7 protein-coding genes are annotated in these 26946 nt (G+C 65.8%); all 7 read right to left on the reverse strand.

Annotated elements, in window-relative coordinates; genetic code table 11:
* Window positions 1–306 precede the first annotated feature (306 nt).
* On the reverse strand, window positions 307–17031 hold the full coding sequence (locus tag BGRAMDRAFT_RS22645; RefSeq protein WP_006051170.1) for a non-ribosomal peptide synthetase: 16725 nt from the start codon (window positions 17029–17031) through the stop codon (window positions 307–309).
* A gap of 103 nt (window positions 17032–17134) precedes the next feature.
* Window positions 17135–20728: a condensation domain-containing protein gene (locus BGRAMDRAFT_RS22650; RefSeq protein WP_006051172.1), complete on the reverse strand. Its 3594-nt coding sequence runs from the start codon at window positions 20726–20728 to the stop codon at window positions 17135–17137.
* Window positions 20729–20964: 236 nt separating this feature from the next.
* Window positions 20965–21789 (reverse strand): ATP-binding cassette domain-containing protein, encoded by an 825-nt coding sequence (locus tag BGRAMDRAFT_RS22655; protein ID WP_006051173.1) that lies wholly within the window; start codon window positions 21787–21789, stop codon window positions 20965–20967.
* Window positions 21790–21805: 16 nt separating this feature from the next.
* Window positions 21806–23452, reverse strand: coding sequence for a cyclic peptide export ABC transporter (locus BGRAMDRAFT_RS22660; RefSeq protein WP_006051174.1), 1647 nt, complete (start codon window positions 23450–23452; stop codon window positions 21806–21808).
* Window positions 23453–23491: 39 nt separating this feature from the next.
* Window positions 23492–24376 carry a YqcI/YcgG family protein gene (locus BGRAMDRAFT_RS22665; RefSeq protein WP_006051175.1) on the reverse strand — a complete coding sequence of 295 codons (885 nt, stop codon included), beginning with the start codon at window positions 24374–24376 and terminating at the stop codon, window positions 23492–23494.
* Window positions 24377–24543: 167 nt separating this feature from the next.
* A complete protein-coding gene (locus BGRAMDRAFT_RS22670; RefSeq protein ID WP_006051176.1) occupies window positions 24544–25980 on the reverse strand; it encodes a cupin domain-containing protein in 1437 nt (478 codons plus the stop codon).
* 70 nt (window positions 25981–26050) lie between these two features.
* Window positions 26051–26929 carry a thioesterase II family protein gene (locus BGRAMDRAFT_RS22675; RefSeq protein ID WP_006051177.1) on the reverse strand — a complete coding sequence of 293 codons (879 nt, stop codon included), beginning with the start codon at window positions 26927–26929 and terminating at the stop codon, window positions 26051–26053.
* Window positions 26930–26946: the final 17 nt, after the last annotated feature.

Here is a 26946-nt window from a genome sequence, read left to right on the forward strand (position 1 = left end):
GTTGCGAATCGTAGTCAGCATAGTGGCAATCTGAATAGGTCAACGCGGCTTCGCGGCCGCGGGTGATGTTTGTCTTTGAGCAATGATCGGCTTGAGTCGTTGAGTTCGAGCAGCGCAGTCTCGTCGTGCATGCGCTTGCTTGCGCGAGGTGATGGCGTGACGCTGACATATCGACGGCACGGCTTCGCCCACGCGCGATTCGCGTCGAACGCTGAACAAGCGATGCATTCGACGCGGACCATGCAACCGTGCGCGCGCCGACCTGGCGAACAGCGCCATTGCGCAACCGCCATTCCCTCGCGGATTTCAATCGAGTCCATCGAACAACCCATCGAGCGCCTGCAGTTCATCGTTCGGCGAAGCCCTGCCAGAAGCCTCTGCATCGACGCAATCGTCAAGCAACGCGGCCAAGAGCGCCGGCGTCGACTGCTCGAACAGCGCGGCGAGCGCAACCTTGCGGCCGAGTTGCTCCGACAGCCGCGCAACGACGCGCACAGCCGCGAGCGAGTGTCCACCGAGCGCGAAGAAATCATCGTCCGCACCGACCCGCTCGAGCCCAAGCACATCGCCAAAAAGCCGCGCGATAAGCATTTCCATTTCGCCCGACGGCTCGACCCACGACGACTCGGTTGCAGGCGTCGTCTCGAAGCGCGCCAGCGCGTTGCGATCCAGCTTGCCGTTCGCGGTGCGCGGCAACGCGTCGATCGCATAGAGCGCCGCCGGAATCATGTAGCCGGGCAGCCGCGCGGCAAGCATCTGCCGCCAGCCGGCCGGCACCGCGCGCGCTTCACGATCGAGCTCATTAACAACTGCACCGACGACATACGCGACGAGCCGCGCCTCGGCATCGCCCGCACCCGGCACGAGCGCGACGGCCGCGTCGAGCACGCCGTCGCACTCGCGCAGCGCCGCCTCGATCTCGCCGAGTTCGATCCGATAGCCGCGCAGCTTCACCTGCTGATCGATCCGGCCGAGACATTCAAATTCGCCGTCGGTCCGCTCGCGGCACAGGTCGCCAGTGCGGTACATGCGCGCGCCCGGCGCGCCGTATGGATCGGGCACGAAGCGCTCGGCGGTGAGACCCGCGCGGCCCAGATAACCGCGCGCAAGATTTTCGCCGCCGATGCACAGCTCGCCGACGCCGCCTTGCAGCGTCAACTGCCCGCTCGCGTCGACGATGCGCAGCGCGTTCGCATGCAACGCGCGACCGATCGTGATAGGTCCACTCCCAGACACGCGAGCGCAACTCGACCAGATCGTCGTCTCCGTGGGACCGTACAGGTTCCACAACTCGACGCCGCGTTGCGCAAGCTGCGCCGCGAGATCGGCCGGCAACGGCTCGCCGCCCGCGATGCCGGTAAGCCGCCCGCGCGACGCCCCCTGCCAACCGGATTCGATGAGCAGACGCCAGCCGCTCGGCGTCGCCTGCATGAACGTCGCGCCGCTTTCGTCGATAAGCCGCGCAAGCGCCATGCCGTCCGCCACCGTTTGCGCGTCGGCCATTTCGACACACGCGCCTCGCGTCAACGGCAAGCAGAATTCGAGCAGCGAAATATCGAACGACGGCGTCGTCACCGACAATAGTACGTCATCCTTATGAAGTCCCGGCGCGATGCCGATGCTTGCAAGCAGCCGTGCCAGCGCGCCGTGCGAAACCGCAACGCCTTTCGGCCGGCCCGTCGAGCCCGACGTGTAAATCACGTAGGCAAGCTGTGAATCCGTGGACGGCGATATGGGCGGCAGTGCGCTTGCTGCGTCGTGGACCAAGGCATCTTCACCGCTTCCCGCGTCGAGCACAATGCGGTTATCGAGCGCGCCACCGAGTCGCGCGCGGCCCTCCTCATCCGCGATGACGCGCGCAACGCCCGCATCTTCCAGCATGCCCGCGAGGCGTTCGGCCGGGAACGACGGATCGAGCGGCACATAAGCCGCGCCGCTTCGCCACACGCCGAGCATGCTCGCGATCAGCGCGGGCGAGCGGCGCATGCAGACGGCCACGCGCTCCTCTCGCGCGACGCCGCTCACGCGCAAGCGTGCATCGATTGCGACGGACCAGCGGGCGAGCGTCGCGTAGTCGAAGGCCTTGCCGTTCTGGCGCACCGCGACGCGCTGCGGCACGCGCGCGGCTTCGACCGCAAAGCGCTCGTGGCAGGCGCGCAGCGCGGGCGGTGGCAATAGCAACGGCTCGGCTTGCGGCGCACCGCGCCGCGCCGCGAGTTCGCCGACGAAGCGCGGCGCGCGCTCACCTTCATCGGCGAGTTGATCGATGAGCGCGAGGTATTGCCGCTGCAACTGCTCAACCTGCGTGCGCGCAACGCGCCGGCTGTCCCACTGCCATTGCAGTTCGATGCGCGTGGCCGGCAGAATCGTCAGCGTCAGCGGATAGTGCGTGCGCTCGAACGAATCGACTGCATCGACGCGCAGCGCGCCCGCTTGCGCCGACGCCGCGCGCGTCGCAACCGGATAGTTCTCGAACACGATCAGACTGTCGAACAGCGCGTCGCCGCTGCGCCCGGCCCACTGCTGCAACGACGCGAGCGGCGTATGCTCGACCTCGCGCATTTGCAGGTTGTACGACTGCAACGCGTCGAGCCACGCGGCTATCGTGGCGTCGCCGCGCACCGTCGAGAACACCGGCAGACTATTGATAAACAGTCCGAACATATCCTCGGCGTGAGGCAACGATGCGGGGCGCCCCGCCACCGTCACGCCGAACGCGACCGACTGCTTGCCGCTCAGCCGCGCGAGCAGCACGGCCCACGCTCCCTGCATCAGCGTATTGAGCGTCACGCGATGCCGCTGCGCCGCGCGGCGCACGCGCGCATCGAGCGGCGCGTCGAGTTTCAGCGCGATCTTGCGCGCAGCGCTCGCGGGTTCGCTCGAAGCCGTGTCGAGCGGCGCGGCGAGGCTCGCGGTCAACGTGCCGGCATCGTCGGCGGCTTTCAGGCGCTCGCTCCACCAGTCGCGCGGATCGGGCTGCGCGGCGAGCCATTCGACGTAACGACGATACGACGGCGGTGTATGCGCGGGGGCGTGTGCAGCGGCGTGCGCAGCGGCGTGCGTGACGCCCAACGCGCGCTCGTAGTCGTCGAAGACTTCGGCGAGAAGCCGTGCGCCGCTCCAGCCGTCCGTCAGGACATGATGGTGCGTGCGCACGAGATCGAAGCGGCCATCGGGACGCCGGAATACGTTCACGCGCATCAGCGGCGCGTGCGACGGGTCGATGCCGGCGGCGACATCCGCCGAGCGCCGCTCGGCAAGACGCGCATCGTAGTCCTGCACATCGCGCCAGTCGTGCACTGCGAACGGCAGCGCGGCTTCGCGCTGCACGATCTGCAATGCGGCTTCACCATGCCGCCACTCGAAGCGCGTGCGCAACATGTCGTGCCGCGCGATAGCGGCCTGCCAGGCCGCGCGCAGCGCGTGGGCATCGAGGCGGCCGTCGAGCGTCAATTGCAACTGATTCACGTAGACGCCTTCGCCACGCTGCAACTCGCTGTGATAAAGCAGACCCTGCTGCAAGGGCGTCGCGGGATAGATGTCGGCGATGCCGCCAAGCGCCAGGTTCAGCGCGCGTAGCTGCGTCTGATCAAGGCCCGACAGAGGGAAGTCCGATGCCGTCGCGCCTTGGGGCGCGGCGACGCAATGCGCGATCATTGCATCGACGTGCCGGCCGAAAGTATCGACGATGCGCTCGACGCTCTCGCGATCGATCCGCGCCGGGTCGAAACGCCAACGCAGCAACAGCGTGTCGCCAGTGACGATGCCGTTCAGGTCGAGCGCGTAATCGAGGCGTGCGCCGGCGCCGTGGCTGCTGCCGGCATCCTCCGAGCTAAAGGCGAAACGCGACGCTGGATCGAACGACTGATCGAAGCGCCCCAGATAGTTGAAGCTGATCGCGGGGCGCTGCCGCGTGCGGCTCGCGTCGAGCAATCCCCAATGCAAGCCCTTGTTCGGCACGGCGCGCACGCGTTCCTTGACGGCGATGAGCGCGTCGCCAGGCGCGGCGGGCGACGCGGGCAGCGCGACCGGGAAACGCGTCGTGAACCAGCCGACGGTGCGGCTCAGGTCCGCGCCGTCGATCACGTCTTCGCGGCCGTGGCCTTCCAGTTCGACGGCGATCTCGGCCGCGCCGCTCCATGCGCCGAGCGCCTGCGCAAGCGCGGCGAGCAGCAGTTCGTCGGCCCGCGTCCGATACGCGCGCGATGCGTTGTGCAGCAGTTCGCGTGTGCGGCGTGCATCGAGTGTCCAGTCGATCGTTTCGCTTTCGGCGACGCGCGTGCCTGCGGGTGCGCGAAGTGGAAGATCGGGAGCAGCGTCGACGACGCTTAGCGCTTCGCGCCACCAGTTTGCTTCGGACTGGACGCTGTTTGATTCGGCATACTGATGAAGTTCACGGACCCATGCGCGCCAGGGCATCGACGGGGCCGGCAGGTGGATGGGTTCGTTGCGTTCTGCTTGGTCGTAGGCGGTTTGCAGTTCTTCGAGAAGCACGCGCCAGGAGACGCCGTCCACTGACAGGTGATGGATCGCGATCAGCAGACGGGTTTCGTCTTGAGTTTCGAAGTGGCCGACGCGCCAGATTGGGCCGCGCTCGATGTCGAGGCTCGACTGGATGTTGTTGCAGGCGGCTGCGAGGTCTGCGAGCGACGAGAGTTTTTCGTGGCGGACGATGGCGGTTTGCGAATCCTTCGTCGCTTCCGTCACCGCGATCTGCTTCCACTCCCCGGCCTCTTTTACGAAGCGCAGACGCAGCGCGTCGTGGCGTGCCTCCAGTGCCGCGACCGCGCGCTCGAGCGCCTCAGGCACGAGCCGCCCCTTCACCTTCAGCAGCACCGCCTGGTTCCAGTGCGATTCCCCTTGCGGATAGCGCTCGAAGAACAGCCGCTGGATCGGCGTCAGCGCGAGCGGCGCGCCGTCGTCGGCCTCATGCGCGATGTGCGAATCGAGCCGTTGCGCACGCTGCGCGAGACCGCTCACCGTCGGATGCTCGAAGATCTGCCGCGGTGTCAGCCGCCAGCCCGCCTCGCGCGCCCGCGCGATGATCTGCAGGCTCTGGATCGAGTCGCCGCCAGCTTCGAAGAAGTTGTCGGTGACGCCCAGATCGTCGCGCCCGAGCACGGCGCTCCAGGTCGACAGCAGCACCGATTCGATCTCGTTCGATGGCGGCACGCACTCGCGCGCGCCCGTCCGCGGTGCGGGCAGTGCGGCGCGGTCGAGCTTGCCGTTAGGCATCCACGGCAGACGCGCGAGTATCGTCACCGATGAAGGGACCATGTAGCCGGGGAGCTTGTGCTCCAGTTCGCGGAGAAGGCGTGCGGCGTCGAGGGTGGGTGATGTCGTCGTGGTAGTCGTTGCTGCGCCTGTCTTTGCAGCGGTACTTGCTGCATCCGTCGTCGCCACGTCAGGCGCCACCGCGCCACCCTCGCCCGCCACATACGCCGCCAACCGCTGCGTCTGCCCTTCGCCGACGACAATCACCGCCGCCTCGCGCACACCCTCGCACTGACGCAACACCGCCTCGATCTCGCCCGGTTCGATGCGCTGCCCGCGCAGCTTCACCTGCTGATCGAGCCGTCCGAGAAACTCGACAGTGCCGTCCGCGCGCATGCGGCACAGGTCGCCGCTGCGATACATGCGTGCGCCCGGCGCGCCGTGCGGGTCGGGCACAAAGCGCTCGGCGGTGAGACCCGCGCGGCCCAGATAACCGCGCGCCACTGTCGGTCCGCCGATGCACAGTTCTCCGAGCCCGCCGACCGGCGCTTCATCACCGAATGCGTCGAACACGCGCGCCGTGCGGCCCGGATACGGATGGCCAATCGGCACCGTCACCTCGTGAACATCGTCGGCCACAGTGTGGCGATACAATGCGGCGACTGTCGTCTCCGTCGGTCCGTACAGGTTATCGAGCCGGATGTCAGCGAGCGGTCCGTCGCGCCAGCGCGCGAGCGCGTCGCCAGGCAGCGCCTCGCCGCCGACCGTCACCTGGCGCAGCGCAAGCTGCGCGCGCGGCGGCGCATGACGATGCCACTGCTGCCACAGCGCCGTCGGAATCCGCGCGAACGTCACTTGCCGTTTCACCAGCCGTTCGCTCAGGCTTTGCAGATCCCACGGCTGCATCCCGCGCATTTCGACCGTCGCGCCGCGCAGGAGTGCGGGCAGCGTTTCGTGCAACGCGACGTCGAAATTGATCGTCGATGAGTGGAGCACTGTGTCGTCGCTAGAGATGCCGTAGGTTGTGAGGAAGTCCCGCAGGTGCGTCCATAACGCGCCGTGGCTCACTCCCACACCCTTTGGCCGGCCGGTCGAGCCCGAGGTGTAGAGCACGTAGGCGAGCTGGTCGGGGTGCAACGCGATGTCGGTGTGGTTCGCTGACTCCGGCTCCATCAGTGACTGCGAACCCACGTCCAGTACTTCACATTCAGCAAGCACCTCCGCCACCCGCGCCGCACTCGCCGCATCCGCCACCACCTGCACGATCCCGGCATCGCCGATCATCTGCGCGAGGCGCGCGGCCGGGTAATCCGGGTCCAGCGGCACGAACGCACCACCGGAGCGTACGATCCCAAGCAACGCCGCAATCAGCGCCGGTCCTCGCGCAACACACAATCCCACGCGCCGCTCAGCACCCACACCTCGCGCGATGAGCCGCGAAGCAATTGCCGCCGACCACGCATCAAGTTCAGCATACGTGAGCGACTCATCTTCACAGCGCAGCGCAATCGCCTGCGGCGTGCGCTTTGCCTGCGCCGCAAGCGCGATCCCAAGCGACTCGAACGCATAAGACATCAGCGGCTTCCCTTCACGCTGCAAAGGCAACGTCAACGACCCAACCCGCCGCTCCACATCATCAACCATCTGCGCAAGCACCGCTTGATACTGCGCTTCGATCCGCTCCACGGTCTCGCGGTCGATGCGCTCGCCGTCCCACGCCCATTCGAGCGAAAGCGTCTGCCCGCGCGGAATGATCGCGAGCGCGAGCGGGTAATGCGTCGGGTCAATTGAATCGACGGACGCGACCTTCAGGCCCGCGTCGCCGTTTCGAGCGGCATCGACGGGATAGTTTTCGAACACGACGATGCTGTCGAACAGCGCATCGCCGCTGCGCCCGCTCCACTGCTGCACGCGCGCGAGCGGCGTGTGTTCGTGCTGGCGCAGCTCGGTCAGTTCGCCTTGCAGTTTGCGCAACCATGCGCCGAGTTCAGCGCTCGCGTCCACATCGACGCACACCGGCAGCGTATTGATGAACAGCCCGAGCATCCGTTCGACGCCCGGCAGATGCGCCGGCCGTCCCGCGAACGTCGTGCCGTAAGCGACACCGCGCCGATGTCCATAGCGCGCGAGCAGCACGGCCCACGCGCCCTGCATCAGCGTATTGAGCGTGATCTCGTGACGACGCGCCGTCGCCTGCAAGCGCGCGACGAGCGTTTCGTCGAGCGCGCGGCGCCGCGCATGCGCGCCGGGCTCGGCCGCGCGCGGTTCGCCGAGACTCGCGGTGAGCGTCGCGGGATCGTCGGCGCGCGCGGCCCACGCGCGCCACCATGTCTCGGTCGCGGGATCGTCGGCGGCCTCGCGAATCCATTCGACGTACTGACGATATGGCGGCGCCGTTTCGAATGCCGCAGCAGCACCGCTCGCGCGCATCCGATAATCGCGCAGAACTTCGGCGAACAGCAGCGACACGCTCCAGCCGTCGAGCAACAGATGATGGTGCGTCCACACGACGTCGGCGGTGTGCGCGTCGCGAACGAAGAGCGCGATGCGCATCAGCGGCGCGGCGTCGGGCGCAATGCCATCGGCGAGGTCGCGCGCGCGCCACTCGGCGAGACGCGCGTCGTAGTCCGCGGCGGCTGACCAGTCGTGCGTCTCGAACGGCAGTGCGATCTTGCGATGGACGATCTGCATCACCGCACCGCCGTGCTGCCACGCGAAAGCCGTGCGCAAAATCGCGTGACGTTCAAGCGCGGCCTGCCACGCGGCCTGCATCGCGGCGACGTCGAGCGCGCCGGACAGCGTCGCGCGCATCTGATTCAGATACGCGCCCTGCCCCGCGTCGGCGAGCGTGTGATAGAGCAAGCCGGCTTGCAGCGGCGTCGCCGGATACACGTCCTCGATATGCTCGGGCGTGAGGCCGAGCGCGCGCCACAAATCGGACGATGACGAACCGTTCGCGCCAGGCACGGCGTCCGCAGCCGTGGTGGACGTGAACGTGGACGTCGATGTCGACCCCGACTCAGCGGCCAACGGTCGCGCCGCGCGCGCGAGCTGCTGCACGGTCGGCGCTTCGAACACCATGCGCGGCGTGACCAGAAAACCGGCATCGCGTGCCTTCGAGACGATCTGCAGACTCAGAATCGAATCGCCGCCGATCACGAAGAAATTGTCGGTCACGCCAATGTCGTCGCGCCTCAGCACCGCGCGCCAGACGGTCAGCAAAGCAGCCTCGGCGGGCGTCGATGCGGCGACGGCCTGCGCCGCGTTGGCGACGTCCTCGGGCGCGGGCAACGCACGTCGATCGAGCTTGCCGTTGCGCGTCAGCGGAAAGCGCTCCATCTCCACATACGATGACGGCACCATGTGCGCCGGCAAACGCGCGGCAAGCCATGTCTGCCAGCGCGCGATGTCGCGCGTATGCGGTTCTTCGCGCGGCACGACATAGGCGACGAGGCGCTGGTCGTTATCGCCTCCGTTCGCACCGCCGCCCGACACCAGCACCGCCGCCTCGCGCACTTCGGGATGCGCAAGCAGTGCCGACTGAATCTCTCCGAGTTCGATCCGGAAGCCGCGGATTTTCACCTGATCGTCATTGCGGCCCAGGTATTCGAGGTCGCCATCGGGCAGCCGTCGCGCGAGGTCGCCCGAGCGATACAGACGCGCACCCGGTGCGCCGTATGGATCGGGCACGAATCGTTGCGCCGTCAACTCAGCACGGCCAGCATAGCCGCGCGCGAGACCCGCGCCGCCTACATACAGTTCGCCCACCGCGCCCACTGGCACGCGGTTCATATCGGCATCGAGCACATGCAGCGTGAGATCGTCGAGCGGCGCGCCGATCACGCTGCGTGCATCATGCAGCGCTGCGTAATCGAGAGTGCGATGCGTGACGTGAACCGTTGTCTCGGTGATGCCGTACATGTTCATGAGCGACGGCAGTACGCCCTTGCGACGTGCGCCGTCCGCCCATCGCGCCAATGACGCAGGCTCGAGACGCTCGCCGCCGAAGATCACCACGCGCAGCGACTGGAGCGTGTTGTCATCGTCGGCGTGCGTCAGTTGCATGAAGGCCGACGGAGTCTGGTTCAGCACCGTCACGCGCTCTTTGCGCAGCAGCGCATGAAACGCCGCGGGTTCGCGTGCGCTCCAGTGCGGCACGATCACGAGACGCGCGCCATGCACGAGCGCGCCGAAGATTTCCCATACCGAGAAGTCGAATGCGTACGAATGGAACAGGGTCCAGACATCGGATGAATCGAATGCGAAGCGGGATTGTGTTGCGTCGAAGAGGCGTGCGATGTTTTCGTGTGTGATGCCCACGCCCTTTGGCACACCCGTCGAGCCCGAGGTGTAGATCACGTAGGCAAGCTGTTGCGGACGCGGATACATCGCGACGTCGAGCGGCTCATCATTCGGCAACGTATCGCGCAACGCTAGAGCATCAAGCGTCGGCCGCGTGCCGAACAACGCCGCATGCTGCGCGAGACTCGGCGCATCGGTGACGATCAGACGCAACTGCGAGTCATCAACGATATGCGCAAGGCGCTCCGCCGGATACGACGGATCGAGCGGCACATAAGCGGCACCCGCGCGCAACACGCCGAGCAGCGATGCAACCAGCGCCGCCGAGCGCTGCATTGCGACACCCACACGCACTTCAGTTCCTGCGCCGAGACGAATCAACTCACGCGCAATCGCACCCGACCACGCATCGAGTTGCGCATACGTCACCTCTTCATCGCCATCGATCAGAGCAACAGCATCGGGCCGCGCACGCGTCTGCGCGGCAATGCGCGCGGTCACAGGCTCGTATGCAAACGCGGCGGGCATACAACGCGCCGCGTCGTCACGCAACTCACGCAATTCGAACGACGCAAGCCGTGCCTGCGGCGCCGCGCTCCACTGCTCGAGCAATCCCGTGAAATTGCGCGCGAGCCGTTCGATAGTCGACACGTCGAACACATCGGTCGCGTAGGTGAACGTCAGGTCGATCGCGTCGCGGGCACTCTCAGCGATGTTGAGCATCAGATCGAACTGCGCCTCGCCGTTGTCGACTTCCTGCAGCGACACGCGCAAGCCGTCGCCAAACGATGTGGTCAGATCGTGGCGCTGCTGCTGATTCACGAGCACCTGAAAAAGCGGCGTGTGCGTGAGATCGCGCTCGGACTGCACCGCCTTGACGACGCTCGCAAACGGCACGTCCTGGTTGGCATATGCGTCGAAGAACCGCTCGCGCACATCGTCGATGAGTTGCGCCGCGCGCATCTCGCCGCGCGGCGCGGTGCGAATCACGACGGTGTTGACGAAAAAGCCCACGACGTTCGCCGTATCCGGCAAATCGCGGCCCGCGAGCGGCACGCCGATGCGAATGTCGGATTGGCCCGAGTATCGATAGAGCAACGCGTCGAACGCAGCGAGAAGCGTCATGAAGAGCGTCGCGCGATGCGTGCTCGCGAGCGCACGCAGCGCATTCGCGGTGGCGGCCGGCACACGTGTGCGATGGCGCGCGCCAGGCGCGTGGCGCGTGCCGGTGCGAACGCGGTCGTAAGGCAGCGCGAGGGTCGCGGGCGAATCGTCGTCGGTGGCGAGCGTGGTGCGCCACCATGCGAGTTGTTGGGACTCGCGCTCGGGTGTGAGTTGCGCGGCACGTGCGGCAACGATGTCGCGATAGGCAGCCGCTGATTCGGCTGCGTCGTTCGCATCGTTAGTGGCGAGTTCGACGGAACCCGTGAGCGCTGCCGCGCAATGCTCGCGATACAGGCGCGAGAAGTCGGCGAACAACAGGCCGATCGACCAGTCGTCGCTGACGATGTGATGCAGCACCAGATGCAGCGCGTGATGATTTTCGTCGATGCGCACGAGCGTTGCGCGCACCGGCGGCTCGGCGGTCAGGTCGAAAGGCATGCGAGCGAGCGCTGAAAGACAATCGGCCAGTGCTTTGTTGTTGGGGTTGTCTGTGTCATCGGACGCGGACTTCTCTTCTGTCGGCGGCAGTTCGAGCAGGCGGATTTCGCTGTGGCTCGCGGCATCGATATGTTGAAACGGAACGCCCTCTACTTCGGCGAAACGCATTCGCAGTGCGGGGTGTCGTTCGACCAGCGCACGGAACGCGGCACGTAGTGCATCGACATCGAGGCGGCCGTCAAAACGCAGCGCACCGTTCACGTGGTATGCCGCGCTTTGCGGGTCGAGCTTCCATAAAAACCACAGGCTTTGCTGCGATGGCGATAGAGGGATCGGTGCGGTTAGGGTGGATTGAGTGGGTGTGTTGGTGAATGGTTGTTCTGTGGTGGCTGGCACTGCGCGCGCATCAGACGAACTGGTGTCCACAGTAGCAATAAAAGCGCCGACTACTTCCGACGCCTGCGCCAGCGCATCACCGCTGGAAATTTGCGCGCCGCGCAGCAGCGTCGCAAAGTCGTCGAGCCGCGGATGCTCGAACAACGCGCGCAATCCTGGCGCATCGCCGAAGGCCGTCCGCACCGCCGACACGACGCGCACCGCCAGCAGCGAATGCCCGCCGAGCAGGAAGAAATCGTCGAGTGCGCCGACACGCTCAACCCCGAGCACCTGTTGCCAGATCGCTGCAAGCCGCGCCTCGGTTTCGTCGCGCGGCGCGACGTAAAACGCACGGCCCTCCGCGTTGGCCACGGTTTCAGGCGCGGGCAATGCGCGTCGATCGAGCTTGCCGTTGGGCGTCAGCGGAAACCGCTCCATCTCCACATACGATGACGGCACCATGTGCGACGGCAAACGCGCGGCAAGCCATGTCTGCCAGCGCGCGGCATTGCCCGTGTTCGGTTCGCCGCGTGGCACCACGTAAGCGACGAGGCGCTGGTCACTGGCGTTTGCGTTCGCACCGCCTCCCGACACCAGCACCGCAGCCTCGCGCACTTCGGGATGCGCAAGCAGTGCCGACTGAATCTCTCCGAGTTCGATCCGGAAGCCGCGGATTTTCACCTGATCGTCATTGCGGCCCAGGTATTCGAGGTCGCCATCGGGCAGCCGTCGCGCGAGGTCGCCGGAGCGATACAGACGCGCACCCGGTGCGCCGTATGGATCGGGCACGAAGCGTTGCGCCGTCAACTCAGCACGGCCAGCATAGCCGCGCGCGAGACCCGCGCCGCCTACATACAGTTCGCCGACTGCGCCCACCGGCACGCGGTTCATGTCCGCATCGAGCACATGCAGCGTGAGATCGTCGAGCGGCGCGCCGATCATGCTGCGTGCATCGCGCAGCCCTGCGTCATCGAGTGCGCGATGCGTGACGTGAACCGTCGTCTCGGTGATGCCGTACATGTTCACGAGCGTCGGCAGTACGCCCTTGCGACGCGCGCCGTCTGCCCATCGCGCCAATGACGCAGGCTCCAGACGCTCGCCGCCGAAGATCACCACGCGCAGCGACTGGAGCGTGTTGTCATCGTCGGCGTGCGTCAGTTGCATGAACGCCGAGGGCGTCTGGTTCAGCACCGTCACGCGCTGTTCGCGCAGCAACGTATGAAAGGCCGCGGGTTCGCGTGCGCTCCAGTGCGGCACGATTACGAGCCGTGCGCCATGCACGAGCGCGCCGAAGATTTCCCATACCGAGAAGTCGAATGCGTACGAATGGAACAGCGTCCAGACGTCGGATGAATCGAATGCGAAGCGGGATTGTGTTGCGTCGAACAGGCGTGCGATGTTTTCGTGTGTGATGCCTACGCCTTTTGGTGTGCCCGTTGAGCCCGAGGTGTAGATCACGTAGGCGAGTTGTTGCGGACGCGGATACATCGCGACGTCGAGCGGCTCATCATTCGGCAACGTCTCGCGCAACGCCACAGCATCGAGCGTCGGCCGCGTGCCGAACAACGCCGCATGCTGCGCGAGACTCGGCGCATCGGTGACGATCAGACGCAACTGCGAGTCATCGACGATATGCGCAAGGCGCTCCGCCGGATACGACGGATCGAGCGGCACATACGCCGCGCCCGCGCGGAGCACGCCGAGCAACGACGCAACCAGCGCCGTCGAGCGCTGCATCGCGACACCTACGCGCACTTCCGCTCCCGCGCCGAGACGAATCAACTCCTGCGCAATCGCACCCGACCACGCATCGAGTTGCGCATAGGTCACCTCTTCATCGCCATCGACGAGTGCAACAGCGTCAGGCCGCGCATGCGCCTGCGCAACAATGCGCGCAGTCACCGGCTCGTATGCAAACGCGGCTTTAGCAACCGCGACCGAATCCGCAGCAAGACCACTCGTCAAATCACGCAGCCGCACATCGGTGCCATTGCTGTCGCCAAGCGCCTTCGCGAGGTCATCCAGCATCCGCTCGAAATACCCGGCGACGCGTGCAACGTCTTCCGCCCGCACACGCGCCGCATGCCGATGCCACTCGAGCCTCAGTGCATCGCCGCCGCCGACGTGACGCGGCGCGACGACGAGCATCAGCGGAAAATGGCTGCGGTTGTGTGCGTCGACGGCGCGCACGCGCGGCACGCCGCCGATCGCATCGAGCGCGTCGTCGAGCGGATAGTTTTCGAACACGATCAGGCTGTCGAACAACGCATCGACGCTCGAGTCCGCCCACTGCTGCAAGCTCGCGAGCGGCGTGTGCTCGACTTCGCGCAACTCCGCGTTATGCCGCTGCAACGCGGTGAGCCACGAGCGCAACGGCGCATCGGATTTCACATCGACCCACAGCGGCAAGCTGTTGATGAAGAGACCGACGATCGACTGCGCATTCGGCAGATCCACGGGCCGACCGGACACGGTCATGCCGAATGCCACTTGCGTGCGCCCCGAAAAACGCGCGAGCACGAGCGCCCACGCTGCCTGCACGAGCGTGTTCAGCGTGACCTGTGCACGCTGCGCGGCGCGCTTCAGGCGCGCGTGTGAGTCGCCGTCGACTTCGCGGATCAGTGCTTGCGCCACCGAACCGTCGACACCGTTCGACGACGATGACCGCAACGCACTGCCGAGCGCGTCGGCAAGGCGCGCTGGGTCATCGCGCGTCGCGAGCCGTGCACGCCAGAACGCCTCGGTGTCGGGTTGGTTGCGCAGCCAGTCGACGTAATTCGCATACGGCGCGCCAAGCGACGCATCGGCCGCGCGGCCTGCGTCGAGCGCGGCGTACGCGCGCGCCACTTCGGTGACGACCTGTGCGGTGCTCCAGCCGTCGGTCAGCGCATGATGGTGAGTCCACAACAGATCGTGCGCGCCGTCGGGACGCTCGAATACATCGACGCGCATCAGCGGCGCAACGCTCGGCTCGAAACCGCGCGCGACGAGCGCCGTCCGCGCGGTTTCATATGCGTCGTCGTACTGAGCATTTATCGACGTGGTATCCGACGAACCAGGCGCAACAGGAACGATGCACGCATGGACTTCGAACGGCATACGTACGCGCCGCTCGACGACTTGCAACGCCTCGCCGCCAGCAGGCCACACGAAACGCGTGCGCAAAACCGGATGACGCGCGATCACCGCCTGCCACGCCGCGCGCATCGTGTCGAGGTTCAGCGCGTCGATCGTCAGACGCAATTGCGATACGTACATGCCGGGCTCGCCGTCGAGCATCCCGTGAAATAGCAGACCCTGCTGCATTGGCGTGGCCGGATAGACGGCCTCTACTGACTCGCGGGAGGCGCCGGCTTGTGCGAACAAGAGGTCGTCGCCGGCCGCGAGTTGCGCGGTGGGCGATGGATGTGTGGTGGCGTTCGTGGCTTGCGCTGCCGCGGTTGGGGTGGCGTTGGTTGCGTTGGTTGCGTTGGTTGCGTTGGTTGCGTTGGTTGCGTTCGTGGCGCTGCTGGCGTTGTTGCCGGCGTTGGTGCCGACGCGAGTACCCACGAAGTCATACGCAGACGCACCGCCCGATGCGCCAACGCTTCCCCCACCGCTCGCCTGCATGCCCGCCCCAGCATTCGCACTCGCATTCCCCACCACCGCCACCGCGACCCGCGCCGCGGCCTCGATCGTCGGATAGTCGAACATCTGCTTCGGCGTCAGCTTGAGCCCTGCGCTGCGCGCCTTCGCGATGATCTGCAAGCTGAGAATCGAATCGCCGCCGATCTCGAAGTAGTTGTCCGTTACGTCGATGTCCTCGCGTTTCAGCACACGTTTCCAGATCCCGGCAAGCGTGCGCTCGGTGTCGTTGCGCGGCTCGACGCGCGCGGCATTCGCGGCCTCGTGTTCGCGCGGCGCGGGCAACGCGGCGCGATCGATCTTGCCGTTCGCGGTGAGCGGCAACGCGCCGAGCACTTGCAGCGACGACGGCACCATATACTCGGGCAGTTCCGCGGCGAGACGCGCGCGGATCGCGTCAACGTCGAGCGCCTCGGCGGAACTCAGATAGGCGACGAGGCGCGGCGCGCTGCTGGCCGCGCCCTCGCTATCCGTGTGCGCGATCACGATGGCGTCGCGCACGCCATCCTCGGCACGCAGACGCGCGGCGATCTCTTCAGGCTCGACGCGAAAGCCGCGGATCTTCACCTGGTCATCGAGACGGCCGAGAAACGCGAATTCGCCGTCCGGCAGACGGCGGCTGCGGTCGCCCGTTCGATAAAGCCGCGTGCCCCGACCGTCGGGGTCGGGCACGAAGCGCTCAGCCGTCAGCGACGGCCTGTTCAGATAACCATACGCGACACTCGCGCCGCCGATGCACAGCTCGCCCGCCGCGCCCTTCGGCACCGCGTTGCCGTCAGCATCGACGATGCGTGCGTCGACGTGCGCGAGCGGTTGCCCAAGCGGCAACGTCGCCGCGCGGCTTTGCGCGCCGCTGCGCGTGAGCACGCCGACAGCGGTCTCGGTCGGCCCATAGTGATTGATCAACCGGCATTCGGGACGCAGCGCCTCGATGCGCTCGGCAAGACGCGTCGGCGCCGGCTCGCCGCCCATCACGAGGCAACGGCGCGGCAGCACGCGCTCGGGCAACTGCGCCTGCAACAGCGCGTCGAGATGGCTCGGTACGATCTTTAGGAGCTCGACGGAATGCGTGTGCATGTAGGTGGCGAAGGCATCGGGATCGGCGGCGATGTCGGCGTCGATCAGATGCAGCGTCCAGCCGTGCCAGAGCGCGCCGAACAACGACGTGTGGCCGAGATCGGCGGCAGGCGTCGACAGATATGCGGCGCTCGCGATGTCCCCGGGCAGCCGCTCGGAGACGCCGCGCAGATATGCAGCGAGCGCGGCATGGCTTTGCACGACGCCCTTCGGGCGGCCAGTGGAGCCCGATGTGTAGATCACGTAGGCGGGCCAGACGAGGATGCCGTCGGTGCGTTGCGGATTGGCGGCGGCATCGCCGAGATGAGCGGCGAGTGCGGCGCTGTTAGTAGCGTCGCGTAGCGTGTGTGGGTTCAGCGTCGCGATGCCGTCGGGTAGCCATGAGGGCGCGGCTGATTTTAGTGCCGCGTTAGCGCCTGAGTTCGTGGCGGCAGTTGTGAAGAGATTCGTTGAAGCGTTCGCTGCGGGCTTCGCGTCGCCCACTACCCCCAAAGCCCCGCCCATCACAACCACCCGCGCGCCGCAATCCTCAGCCTGCCAGCGCAGCCGCGCTTGCGGCGACGCCGGATCGAGCGGCACGTAACACGCGCGCAATCGCCACACCGCCAGTATCGCCGCGACGAGCGCCGAGCAGCGCGGTAACGCGAGCACCACGTGGTCTCCCGGCCGCACGCCGTGATCGGAGAGCGCCGCGGCAAGCCGCCCCGACCACGCCCACAAATCGTGCCACGAAAGCGGCCCGTCGCTATCGACAAGCGCAACGGCGTCGGCCCGTTCGATGGCAAACCGCGCGACGCGGGCGGGCAAAAAATCGGTATCGAAATGGATAGCTTGCATGGTGTCCGTGAAGGATGCAGATGTATTCAGATGTCTGACGCCCGCGCGCGTAAGCGCGGGCCGAGATGATTCGATGCGCGTCGAAACGCGATAAGCAGCGCGCTCAGAGCGCGTACGCGCCCGCAACCGGCGACGCACTGTTGGCCGCTTCTTCGTCATCAAGACGCAATTCGCCGATCGCGCAACGCGGCGTGTCCACGGCCTGTTCGAGCAGCGAGACGTAGTGCCGCGCGAACTGCGCGACGAACGCATCGTCGTAAAGCTCGGCCGCGTACGCGAACACGCAGCGCAGTCCGTGGTCGCCCTCGCGCAGCACGTCGAGCGCGAGTTCGAAGCGCGCGTCGCTTGCGTCCGCATCGATCAACGCGCAATGCACGCTGTCGAGGTCGAGCGCGGTGTCGAACTCGTCGTGCAGCACGAACTTGATCTGCGCGAGCGGACTGCCGCCCGCACGGCGCCCCGAGTGCAACGCGGCCACGACGCGCTCGAACGGCACGTCCGCATTCGCCTGCGCGTCGATGCTGTCGTCGCGCACTTCGCGCAGCAATGTGGCGAACGGCTTCGCGCCCTTCACCGACGCGCGCATCGCGAGCGTGTTGACGAAGAAGCCGATCAGCGGCTCCGTTTCCAGCCGGTCGCGGCCGGCGACGGGCACCGCGATCGCCACGTCCTGCGCGCCGCTGTAGCGCGAGAGCAGCGCGGCAAACGCGGCGAGCAGCACCATGAACAACGTGGCGTTTTCCGCGCGCGCAAGCGACTCGAGACGGCTCGCAAGCGCAGCCGGAATGTGTGCGCCGACGCGCGCGGCGCGAGGCTCATAAGGACGGCCGCGTTCGTGCAGGGTCGGCAGATCGAGCAAAGTGTCATAACCCGCGAGACGGCCGCGCCAGTAGTCGAGTTGCGCGTCGAGTTGCGCGCCGCCGTGGATCGCGAAACGCTCGCGCTGCCACGCGGCGTAATCGGCGTATTGGATCGCTAACGCAGGCAGCGCGTTTAGTGCCTGCTCCGCGCCCTGCTGCGCCGCGCGATAACAAGCAGCGAAATCGCGCAGCAGCACATTGATCGACCAACCGTCCCCGACGATGTGATGCATGACGAAATGCAGTACATGTCGCTCATCGTCGCGGATGAACAGCGTCGCGCGAAACAACGGACCGCGCGTCAGATCGAACGGCTCGCGGGCAAGGCGGCGCAATTGCGCGTTGAAGGCGTCGTCGGTTAGGTTGCGTGCGTCGACGGTTTCCCAATGCCACGCGTTGCGAACAGCCGCCAGGTCTTCTACCGGCGCAATCAGTTGACGCGGCGCGTCGCCGCTATCGTCAAAACGCGTGCGCAACATCTCATGACGATGCACCAGCGCATCGAGCGCGCTTTGGACGGCGTCGCCGTAGAGCGGACCGTTCATCGCGAGTGCGGCCGAAATGTTGTACGCGGGACTATCCGGGTCGAGTTGCCACAATACCCATAGACGTTCCTGCGGCAACGAGAGCGGCGCCTCGCCGCGCTCGCCTTCAGCGCGGCGCGTGAGAGCGGCAACGGTTGACGCGTCGTGCGACGGGACCACCCAGCGCTTATCTAGCGCATCCGCCAGAACACAAAGCTTCGGATGGCTAAACAAGAGGCCAACCGGCACTTCGCGCCCGAACTGCGCGCGCAACCGCGACGCAACCTTCGCGGCCAGCAGCGACCGCCCGCCGAGCGCGAAGAAATCATCCGATGCGCAAGGTGTCGGCACGTCGAGCACCTCGCTCCACACGCGAGCGATGACTTGCGCGGTCGGCGTTAATGCACCGTCCTTCGTGTTTGAAGCGAGTGCACCCATCGCGGCACCTTGCGTCGGCGCAAATCTCGAATCACGTACCGCAAACGGCACCAACGCACCGCTTTGCCATGCGGCAACGCACGCGCTGCGCTGCAGTTTCCCGCTCGAAGTACGCGGCAAATCGCCGGGTTCGAGCAGCAGAATCAACGCGGCTTCGTAATGAAATGCGTCACCGAGCGCGGCCGCGATCGCATCGAAAATCGTCTCCGGCGACACCTGCCGCGCTCTCCCACGCGGCACTTCCGCCGCGACGCCGATCGCTTCGGCGCCATCCGCTGCTTCAACCGGAAACGCGGTGATGCGCCCACGGCGCAGCCACTCGACGCGATCCGCGAGCATTGTTTCGAGATCCTGCGGATACACGTTCTCGCCGCGCAGCACGATCATGTCCTTGCGCCGTCCGCAAAAAAACAACTGACCGCCGTCGACGAAACCCAGGTCGCCGGTGCGCAGCCAGCGTCCGCGGAAACCGGGCGCGTCTTCGAGAAACACGGCGGCCGTGGCCTCCGGGTTTTGCCAGTAACCGTGCGTGATGCTCGGGCCGCCGCACCATATCTCGCCGACATGCCGCTCCGGCAAGCGCTCGCCTGTGCGCGCGTCGACGATTGCAAGCTCGTGACCGAACGCCGTCACGCCGCAACCGACGACGGCCTTGCTGTCGTCATCCCTCTCGTTGTTCGCAGCGACGGCCCGCGCAATCGGCGACGGCTGCGCGAGCGCCGATGCCGAAAAGCGCGTCTCAGGTGAACCCGTGCCTACCTCGACGCCAGTCAGAAACAGCGTTGCTTCAGCGAGTCCATAGCAGGCGTACATCGCGCGTGGATCGAGACCGTGCGCGCTGAAGCGCGCGGCGAAACCGTCGAGCGTCGTCTGGCGAATCGGCTCCGAGCCGCAGAACGCCACACGCAGCGACGACAGGTCGAGTCCTGCAAGCTGCGCATCGCGCACGCGGTCCGTGCAGAGTCGATACGCGAAGTCGGGACCGCCCGTGACGGTCGCGCGTTCTCGTGCGATACCGGCGAGCCAGCGCGCCGGCCGCTCCAGAAAATGCAGCGGCGAAATCAGCGTAACCTGGAAGCCGCACAGCACCGGCATCAACACACTGCCGATCAGTCCCATGTCGTGATAAAGCGGCAGCCACGAGAACATGCGGTCGCCGGCGCGGCAACCCATGCCGCGCGACATTGCACTCACGTTCGCACATAAGTTGGCATGACTAACGATGACGCCTTTCGGCGACGCGGTCGAACCGGACGTGTATTGCAGGAACGCAATTCCGTCGGGTTCGGCGCGCTCGATGCAGAAGCCGTCGTCGCTGCTTTCGTCCGGCGACACGAGCGTCGCGCTGTTCAAGCCAATCTCGTGATTCAACGCTGCAAGCGACGCCTGCGATGCGCGCTCGACCACCGCGAGACGCGCCATGCAGTCGCCCGACATGCGCCGCAGCCGTTCGATGTGCCCGCTTTGCTGCGCTTCCGGCGGATACGCGGGAACCGCGATCATTCCCGCATACTGGCAGGCGAAGAACGACACGACGTAATCGAGCCCGCTCGGCAGCATCAGCAGCACGCGGTCGTTCGGCGCACCGTGTTGGCGAAGGACCGCGGCAAGACGCCGGGCGCGCACGTCGAGCGCTGCGTAGGTGAGCTCGTGCGCGTCGGTGTCGCCGTCGACGAGAAAGCGCACTGCCAGTTGATCGGGGCGCTCGGCAACGTGCAGCTTCATCACCGAGACAAGGTCGTTCGCGGGCGCCGCCGCGGTCTGGAACGGCGCGTCATCGAATGCCGCCGTATTGCTTACCGCGTGTTCGTGAGCAGCGCAATTCGCCGCGTGCTTGTCCGCGCCATCGTGGCGCGGCGTATTGATAACAGACATCCTCGCCTCCCGAGATTTGCCGCGCGCCGCGCGGCCGTCGTCGCGCTGGACCGCATCGCGCGGCGCACAGCGATCGCCGCCGTCGCATGCGTTGCGACGGCGGGCGTCAATTTCGTAGTCATTGCGGGGAGCAAGGCGTCTCTTGGGAACGCCGTTATGTGATGCGGGTCATGCGGTGCCGGTTACGGTGCATCACAGCGATGCAAACGCGGCCCGGCACATGACCGGTCAATCGATCAATACGCGAAACTGATTGGCGTGCCGCCGCGAGGATGCGCAACCGTGCCCATCGGCACGCCGTAAATCGCGCCGAGCATCTCTTCTTCGATCAGCTCGTGCGCGCTGCCGCTCGCAAGCAGTCGACCGCCCTTCAATGCAATCAGGTCGTCGCAGAAACGCGCGGCCATGTTGACGTCGTGCAATACGACGACCACGCCGAGACCGCGCTGCTGACTCAGCGTACGCACGAGGTCGAGCACTTCCAGTTGATGCGCGATGTCGAGCGCCGAGATCGGCTCGTCGAGCAGCAGGCACTGGCTGTCCTGCGCGACCAGCATCGCGATCCACGCGCGTTGCCGTTCGCCGCCCGACAGACTGTCCACTGCACGGTCCGCGAAACGCGTGATGTCCGTCAACTCCATCGCCTCGTGAACCTTCTCGCCGTCGACGCCGGTAAAGCGGCCAAGCGCGCCGTGCCACGGATAGCGGCCGAGCGCGACGAGTTCGCGCACCGTCATGCCGCTCGCCGCGGGCTGCTGCTGCGGCAAATACGCGACCTGGCGCGCGAACTCGCGGTTCTCCCACTCGCGCAACGGACGGCCCGCGAAACGCAGCGTGCCCGCACTCGGCGACTGTTGACGCGCGAGCAGCTTGAGCAGCGTCGATTTGCCCGAGCCGTTGTGGCCGATCAGACCGCACACGCGTCCCTTCGGCAGCGTGAGCGCAAGCGGATGCAACAGCATGCGTTCGCCGATGCGAAACGACACGCCGTCGAGTTCGTACATCGGCTCGCCATGCGCGAGCTGCGCGGACGCGGAAATAACGGACGGATTGGCATTCATGAGCGGTGAATCCTGATCAGTGATAAGCGGACGCGAGGCTCGCGGCATGCGCGGCGCCCGATCCGTCTTCGACGATCTGGCCGAAATCGAGCTTGATAAAGCGCTCGGCGAGATGGAAGTAGCGGTCGTCGTGCGTGATGACGAGCACGGTCTTGCCCTTGGCCTTCAGCTCCGGCAGCAGACGCTTGTAGAAGACGTCCTTGAAAAGCGGGTCCTGGTCCGCGGCCCATTCGTCGAATACATAGAACGGCCGGTCTTCCAGATACGCGACGACAAGCGCGAGCCGCTTGCGCTGCCCTTGCGACAGATCGAGCGTGGAGAACTTGCCGTCCTTCACGCTGACCTTGTGATCCAGTTGCAGATCGGCGAGCAGTTGTTGCGCGAGCGCATCGAGTCCGTCGGCGTGCATGCCGAGCAGCGTGTCGAACAGAAAGAAGTCGCTGAATACGACCGAGAAATGTTGACGGTAGGCGTCGCGCCGCGCTTCGTCGACGGGCTCGCCGTTCAGCAGCACGCGGCCGCTTTCCGGCACATAAAGTCCGACCAGCATTTTCGCGAGCGTCGTCTTGCCGCTGCCGTTGCCGCCGATCAGATACACGAGTTCGCCGGGCCGGAACGTGAGATCGATCGGTCCCAGCGTGAACACCTCGTTTTCTTTTTCGCGGAAGTAGCGATGCGTGGCGCCGTCGAGCGCAATGCTTTCGAACGATGCCGCGACAGACGGCTCGAGCATCACCTCGCTCGGTAGTTCGGCATTGACCTGTTCGATGCGCTCTAGCGCGACGCGCGCCGAACTCAGGCTCGGCATCGCGGCGAGGACGGCTTCGATCGGCATGATCATGTAGACGAACACGATCGCGTAGCCCGACATCACATGCGGATCGACGCGGATGTAGCGCGCGAACACGAAGAGCGTCAGGCCGATGAACGCGAACAGAATGAAGTTGCCCCAGCTCGACGCCGCCGCGTACAACATGTAGCCGCGCGTGCGCTGCACGCGCACCGCTTCGACGTTGCTCGCAAGCGTGTCTTCGACGAACGCGTGCTTGCGGGCGCGATGCAGCTTCAGTTCCTTCGCGCCGTCAAAGAGCGCGCGGAAGTGCTTGACCAGATCGTCCTCGCGCTTGCGCGACGCGCGCAGATGAAACATCGCGCGGCTATGCGCGTAGCGAAAACCCGTCATGCCGAGCACGATCGTCACGATCGCGACGATGAGAATCGGCCACGACATATAGCCGAGATACGCGAGGCAGCCGACGATCACCGCGCTTTGCATCGCGAGCGAAGGCAGGCTCACGAAAAACACGACGATGGTATCGAGGTCCTGCGTGAGCACCGCGAGCGATTTCGCCGCGCCCTGCTTTTCCAGATGCGCAAACGCGGCGTCGCCGATGCGACGAATCGTGCGCATGCGCAGCGTCGCCTTCGCCTGCTGACCGAGCCACATGAAGAGCGACTGCGCGAGCGCGCGCATCGCGAGCACGCCAAGGCCCACCGCGAGAAACTGCAAGCCGAGCCGCGCGAGGCCATCGGGCGTCGCGACCAGCGCCTGGTTGATGAGGGCGAGCAGCGCGGCATTGCCGAGGCCGCCCAGCACACTCGCTATCAGCGCGACGGCGATCATCCAGCGCGATTTGCTGACCAGTTGCAAAAGTACGGACATGAAGCTCCTTTCGTCGCGGCGTCAATGCAAGGGGCCGCGTCAGTTATCGGCGCCCCGCGCATCGTCCCAATGCGCGAAGGCTTTGTCGTGTTCGTTACGCGCGCCGTGCGCGGGCACATGACGGCGCGCCTGCGCCGAATGTGCCGCGGCCTGCGCGCGGCGCTTCAAGAACGGACAGCGTTCCTCGATGGGCGCGTTTGCGTCGTCCAGAAAGTACTGCTTCCATTCAAGGTTGCCCGGATCGCCGTAAAAGCCGAGATCGGGATGCGCGGGAATGTCGTCCCATGTTTCCAGACGCTTGCGCACCTGATTGCGTGCCTCACGGCCAATCACCTTGTTCGTGATGGTATCGACAAATACCGAACGCGGCTGGAACAGCAGCACCATTCCAGGACCTAAATTACGGCTATGGCGCGCGCGAAACGACGGACACGCGCACACCACGAACATCTGCACACCCGCATATGAAAACTCCCACGCTTCATCCATCGGGTCCGGCTGCTGGTCTGCCGCCGGGTCTGGGTCGATGTCGTGCAACCGCTGCAGAATGCCCCAGAAAAGCGTTCGATATGCATCGTGCGAAAGCGGCTCCGGGTCCGGCTCGAAGAATACCGCGATGTTATTTCTCCTGTACTCCGGCCGCACCGCGAGCTCCGCGAAAGTTTGCATCGTCGCGGGCAGATCGCGCAGATCGCGGCCGTTCACGAACGAATAGAACATCTCGCCGCGACGCTCCGCCATCGTGCCGAAAAAGCACGGATACGCCGGATCGAGCACCTGCTCGCGCAGCGTCGCGTATGAAGCGTCCAGCCACGCGGGCGCGGACACCGCCGCGCCCGTCGCCTTGCCGGCAATGATCCGGCTCTTCCAGTCGCTGACCTCGAATCGATCGGCCTCTCCGACAGCACTGTTGCCTGCTTGCATCGTTCGCTCTCTCTTCCTGACCCACTGTTGTGCGCGCCGAGCGCGCGAGGCATCCCGGACCGCGTGGCCGGGACGTCGATACTGTCGTGGGGAAGAGGCACCTCTGTTGTCGATCTTCGCCGTGGGCGCCTGCATGGTGCTGCGGTTTTCTTCTTGTTTGTATTCGCTTACGTCGTGGCCGTCGCCGGTTCGTCGAGTTCGGCGACGAGGGCCTCGATCCACGCATCGGGAATGATCGGCTGGTGATACGTGCACTCGTTCGACACCACCGTCGAGCCATGCAGACGTCCATCGGGAATCAGCACCATGTCGCCTTTGTGCATTGCGTGCTGCATGCCGACGTTGCCCCAGAAGAGCATGTCGCCCTCCTCGATCGTGACGAGGCGATGATCGTTGTGCACGTGCGTCGTCGAACACATTTCGTGCGGTTCGACGAACGTCTCGCGGTCGATGCCCGGGCACTCGGCGTCGATGCGCGCGCTGATGCGATGCGCGAACGCAACGTACTCGCGAATCGATGCAAGCCAGCGCAACTGCTCGCCGAGATCCCAGCGACCACGCGCGGCAAGCCGCTCGCCCGCGACGATGCCTTGCACATACTGCGCACGCGCCGCCGCACCGAAATTATCGGCCACGCGCCGCAATGCTCGCGCGCAGCGCTGTTCGAGCGCGCTTTTCAATGCTTCGGCATCCGTATGATTTCGGCCAGCCGGCTGCAAGTGCGCGCAGGCGCGTTCGAGCGCGAGACCGAAGGCGAGCCATTCGGCTTCGGCCGCGAATGCCGCGCCGATCAGGCCAAACGCGCGATCCGGCCGACGCGCGAGTGCGTACAACAGGTTGCATTTTGCGGTGCTGGTCGGCAGATAGAACTGCCAGTACGCGTGCTGCCGGCGCGTTACGCCGCTCGCCGACGCGACGCGTTCGAACAGCGCATCGTCGGGCGTTTCGCGATGAAGGCTGGGCCGCTCATCAGGCGGGAGCATGTCGAAGAAACCGCTTGCGCCGGCGCGCGCGAGCGCGCGGCGCTTCGAGACCGCGAGCGCCCAGCGCTGAACCATGATGAAGCGCAGCCCTTCTTCGAGGTAGTCGTTGCGCATGAGCCGCTCGAAGGTGTCGCTCCAGAACGCAAGCTCGTCGTCGACAATGCGCGTGATGCGCGCGCTCGCAGCGCCGACATCTTCGCTCGTGTCGACGTCTTTCGTCAGGTACTCGAATGCGTACGCTTCGAGAAACGGCGCAATCTGCGCGCCCAGTTCGCGTGTGTCTTCGCTATAGAAATCGGTGAAGCGTTGCCAGTCGGCAGGCTCCGCGCTCAGCGGCGGACGCGCGAGATCGAGCTCGTAGATCGACATCAGCGTGCGCCCGGACGCGAGCGCCGGAAGACGGCTCACGTTGTGCTCGCGCACCGGCTTCATGAACTTGAGGAACTCGAAGTCCTCGGGACGCAACGGGCGGCGATGGAAATCGTCGTCGAGCAGCAACTCGTCGACCGTCGCGCTGCGAAACGGCTGCGCCGCCGCGAACTGCTTGATGAGCGCGACGTAGCGCTCGCTGTGGCCAACGAACGGCGAGAAATCGAAGATCGGCAGCGAAGCCTGGCTCATGGTCATTCGGTCCTTATCCGGGTTGCCTCAAACTGCGAGTGTTGGTTGCTGGGCGTTTCGCGCGAGTGAGTCACGCGAGGGCCCGGTGCAACGGTTGCGTCGTGGTGTTGGCGGGCTGCGGGTCTTGTGCGGTTTGCGGTTGATGTGTTCGTTGCGCTTCTTGCATTCGTTGTGCGAGCGACTCGGCGACCGCTGCAAGTACGGCATCGCGCGCCGTGTCGATGAAAAAATGCCCGCCGTCGAACCAGTGCACCTGGCATGGGCCGCGCGTCTGTTGTGCCCACGCATCGACGTCTGTGCTGTTGGCCGTGGCGGGATCGTCGCGGCCGACGAATACGTCGATCGGACAGTCCAGCGCCGCGCCGCCAGCCGACGTGCCGGCGCGCGCCGCCATATACGCCGGATGCGTGCCGCACAAATGAAAATCGGCGCGCAGCAGCGGCAACATAAAGTCGATGAAATCCGCGTCGTCGAGCAGTTCGGCCGGCGTGCCGCCGCGCTCGCGCAGGCATGCAATCATTTCGTCATGCGAACAATCGAGCCAATGCGTTTCGTGTTTGCGGCGCGCCGGCGAGATCGTTGCCGATGCACCGAACCAGACGGGCGCCGGCTTGCCCCGCTCGCGCAGCGCATGCATGAGTTCCAGTCCGACGAGCGAACCCATGCTGTGGCCGAACAACGCAAATGGAGCGCCGCCATCGACGAGCGCGAGCAGTTCGTCCGCGAGTTGCGCGACGAGCGCCGGCCAGTCGGTATGCGGCGCTACCGAGCGGCGCATGCCGTGACCCGGCAGCTCGAGTGTGCGCAGCTGCACGAACGATGGCAGCCGATGCTGCCAGTCCCGATACAGCGCCACGCTGCCGCCGGCATGCGCGAGACAGAGGAGCGTCAGCGTGGTGGGCGCGTCGTGCATCTCAGGCACATTCGGCATGCGATTCGGCGAGCTCATCGGTTCAATGCTCGCGC

This window comes from Paraburkholderia graminis C4D1M, from assembly GCF_000172415.1.
Taxonomy (GTDB): domain Bacteria; phylum Pseudomonadota; class Gammaproteobacteria; order Burkholderiales; family Burkholderiaceae; genus Paraburkholderia; species Paraburkholderia graminis.

Coding starts and splice junctions, on each gene's coding strand:
- BGRAMDRAFT_RS22645 (WP_006051170.1), bottom strand. CDS start 17,031: ATGCAAGCTATCCATTTCGATACCGATTTTTTGCCCGCCCGCGTCGCG.
- BGRAMDRAFT_RS22670 (WP_006051176.1), bottom strand. CDS start 25,980: ATGAGCCAGGCTTCGCTGCCGATCTTCGATTTCTCGCCGTTCGTTGGC.
- BGRAMDRAFT_RS22665 (WP_006051175.1), bottom strand. CDS start 24,376: ATGCAAGCAGGCAACAGTGCTGTCGGAGAGGCCGATCGATTCGAGGTC.
- BGRAMDRAFT_RS22675 (WP_006051177.1), bottom strand. CDS start 26,929: ATGAGCTCGCCGAATCGCATGCCGAATGTGCCTGAGATGCACGACGCG.
- BGRAMDRAFT_RS22655 (WP_006051173.1), bottom strand. CDS start 21,789: ATGAATGCCAATCCGTCCGTTATTTCCGCGTCCGCGCAGCTCGCGCAT.
- BGRAMDRAFT_RS22660 (WP_006051174.1), bottom strand. CDS start 23,452: ATGTCCGTACTTTTGCAACTGGTCAGCAAATCGCGCTGGATGATCGCC.
- BGRAMDRAFT_RS22650 (WP_006051172.1), bottom strand. CDS start 20,728: ATGTCTGTTATCAATACGCCGCGCCACGATGGCGCGGACAAGCACGCG.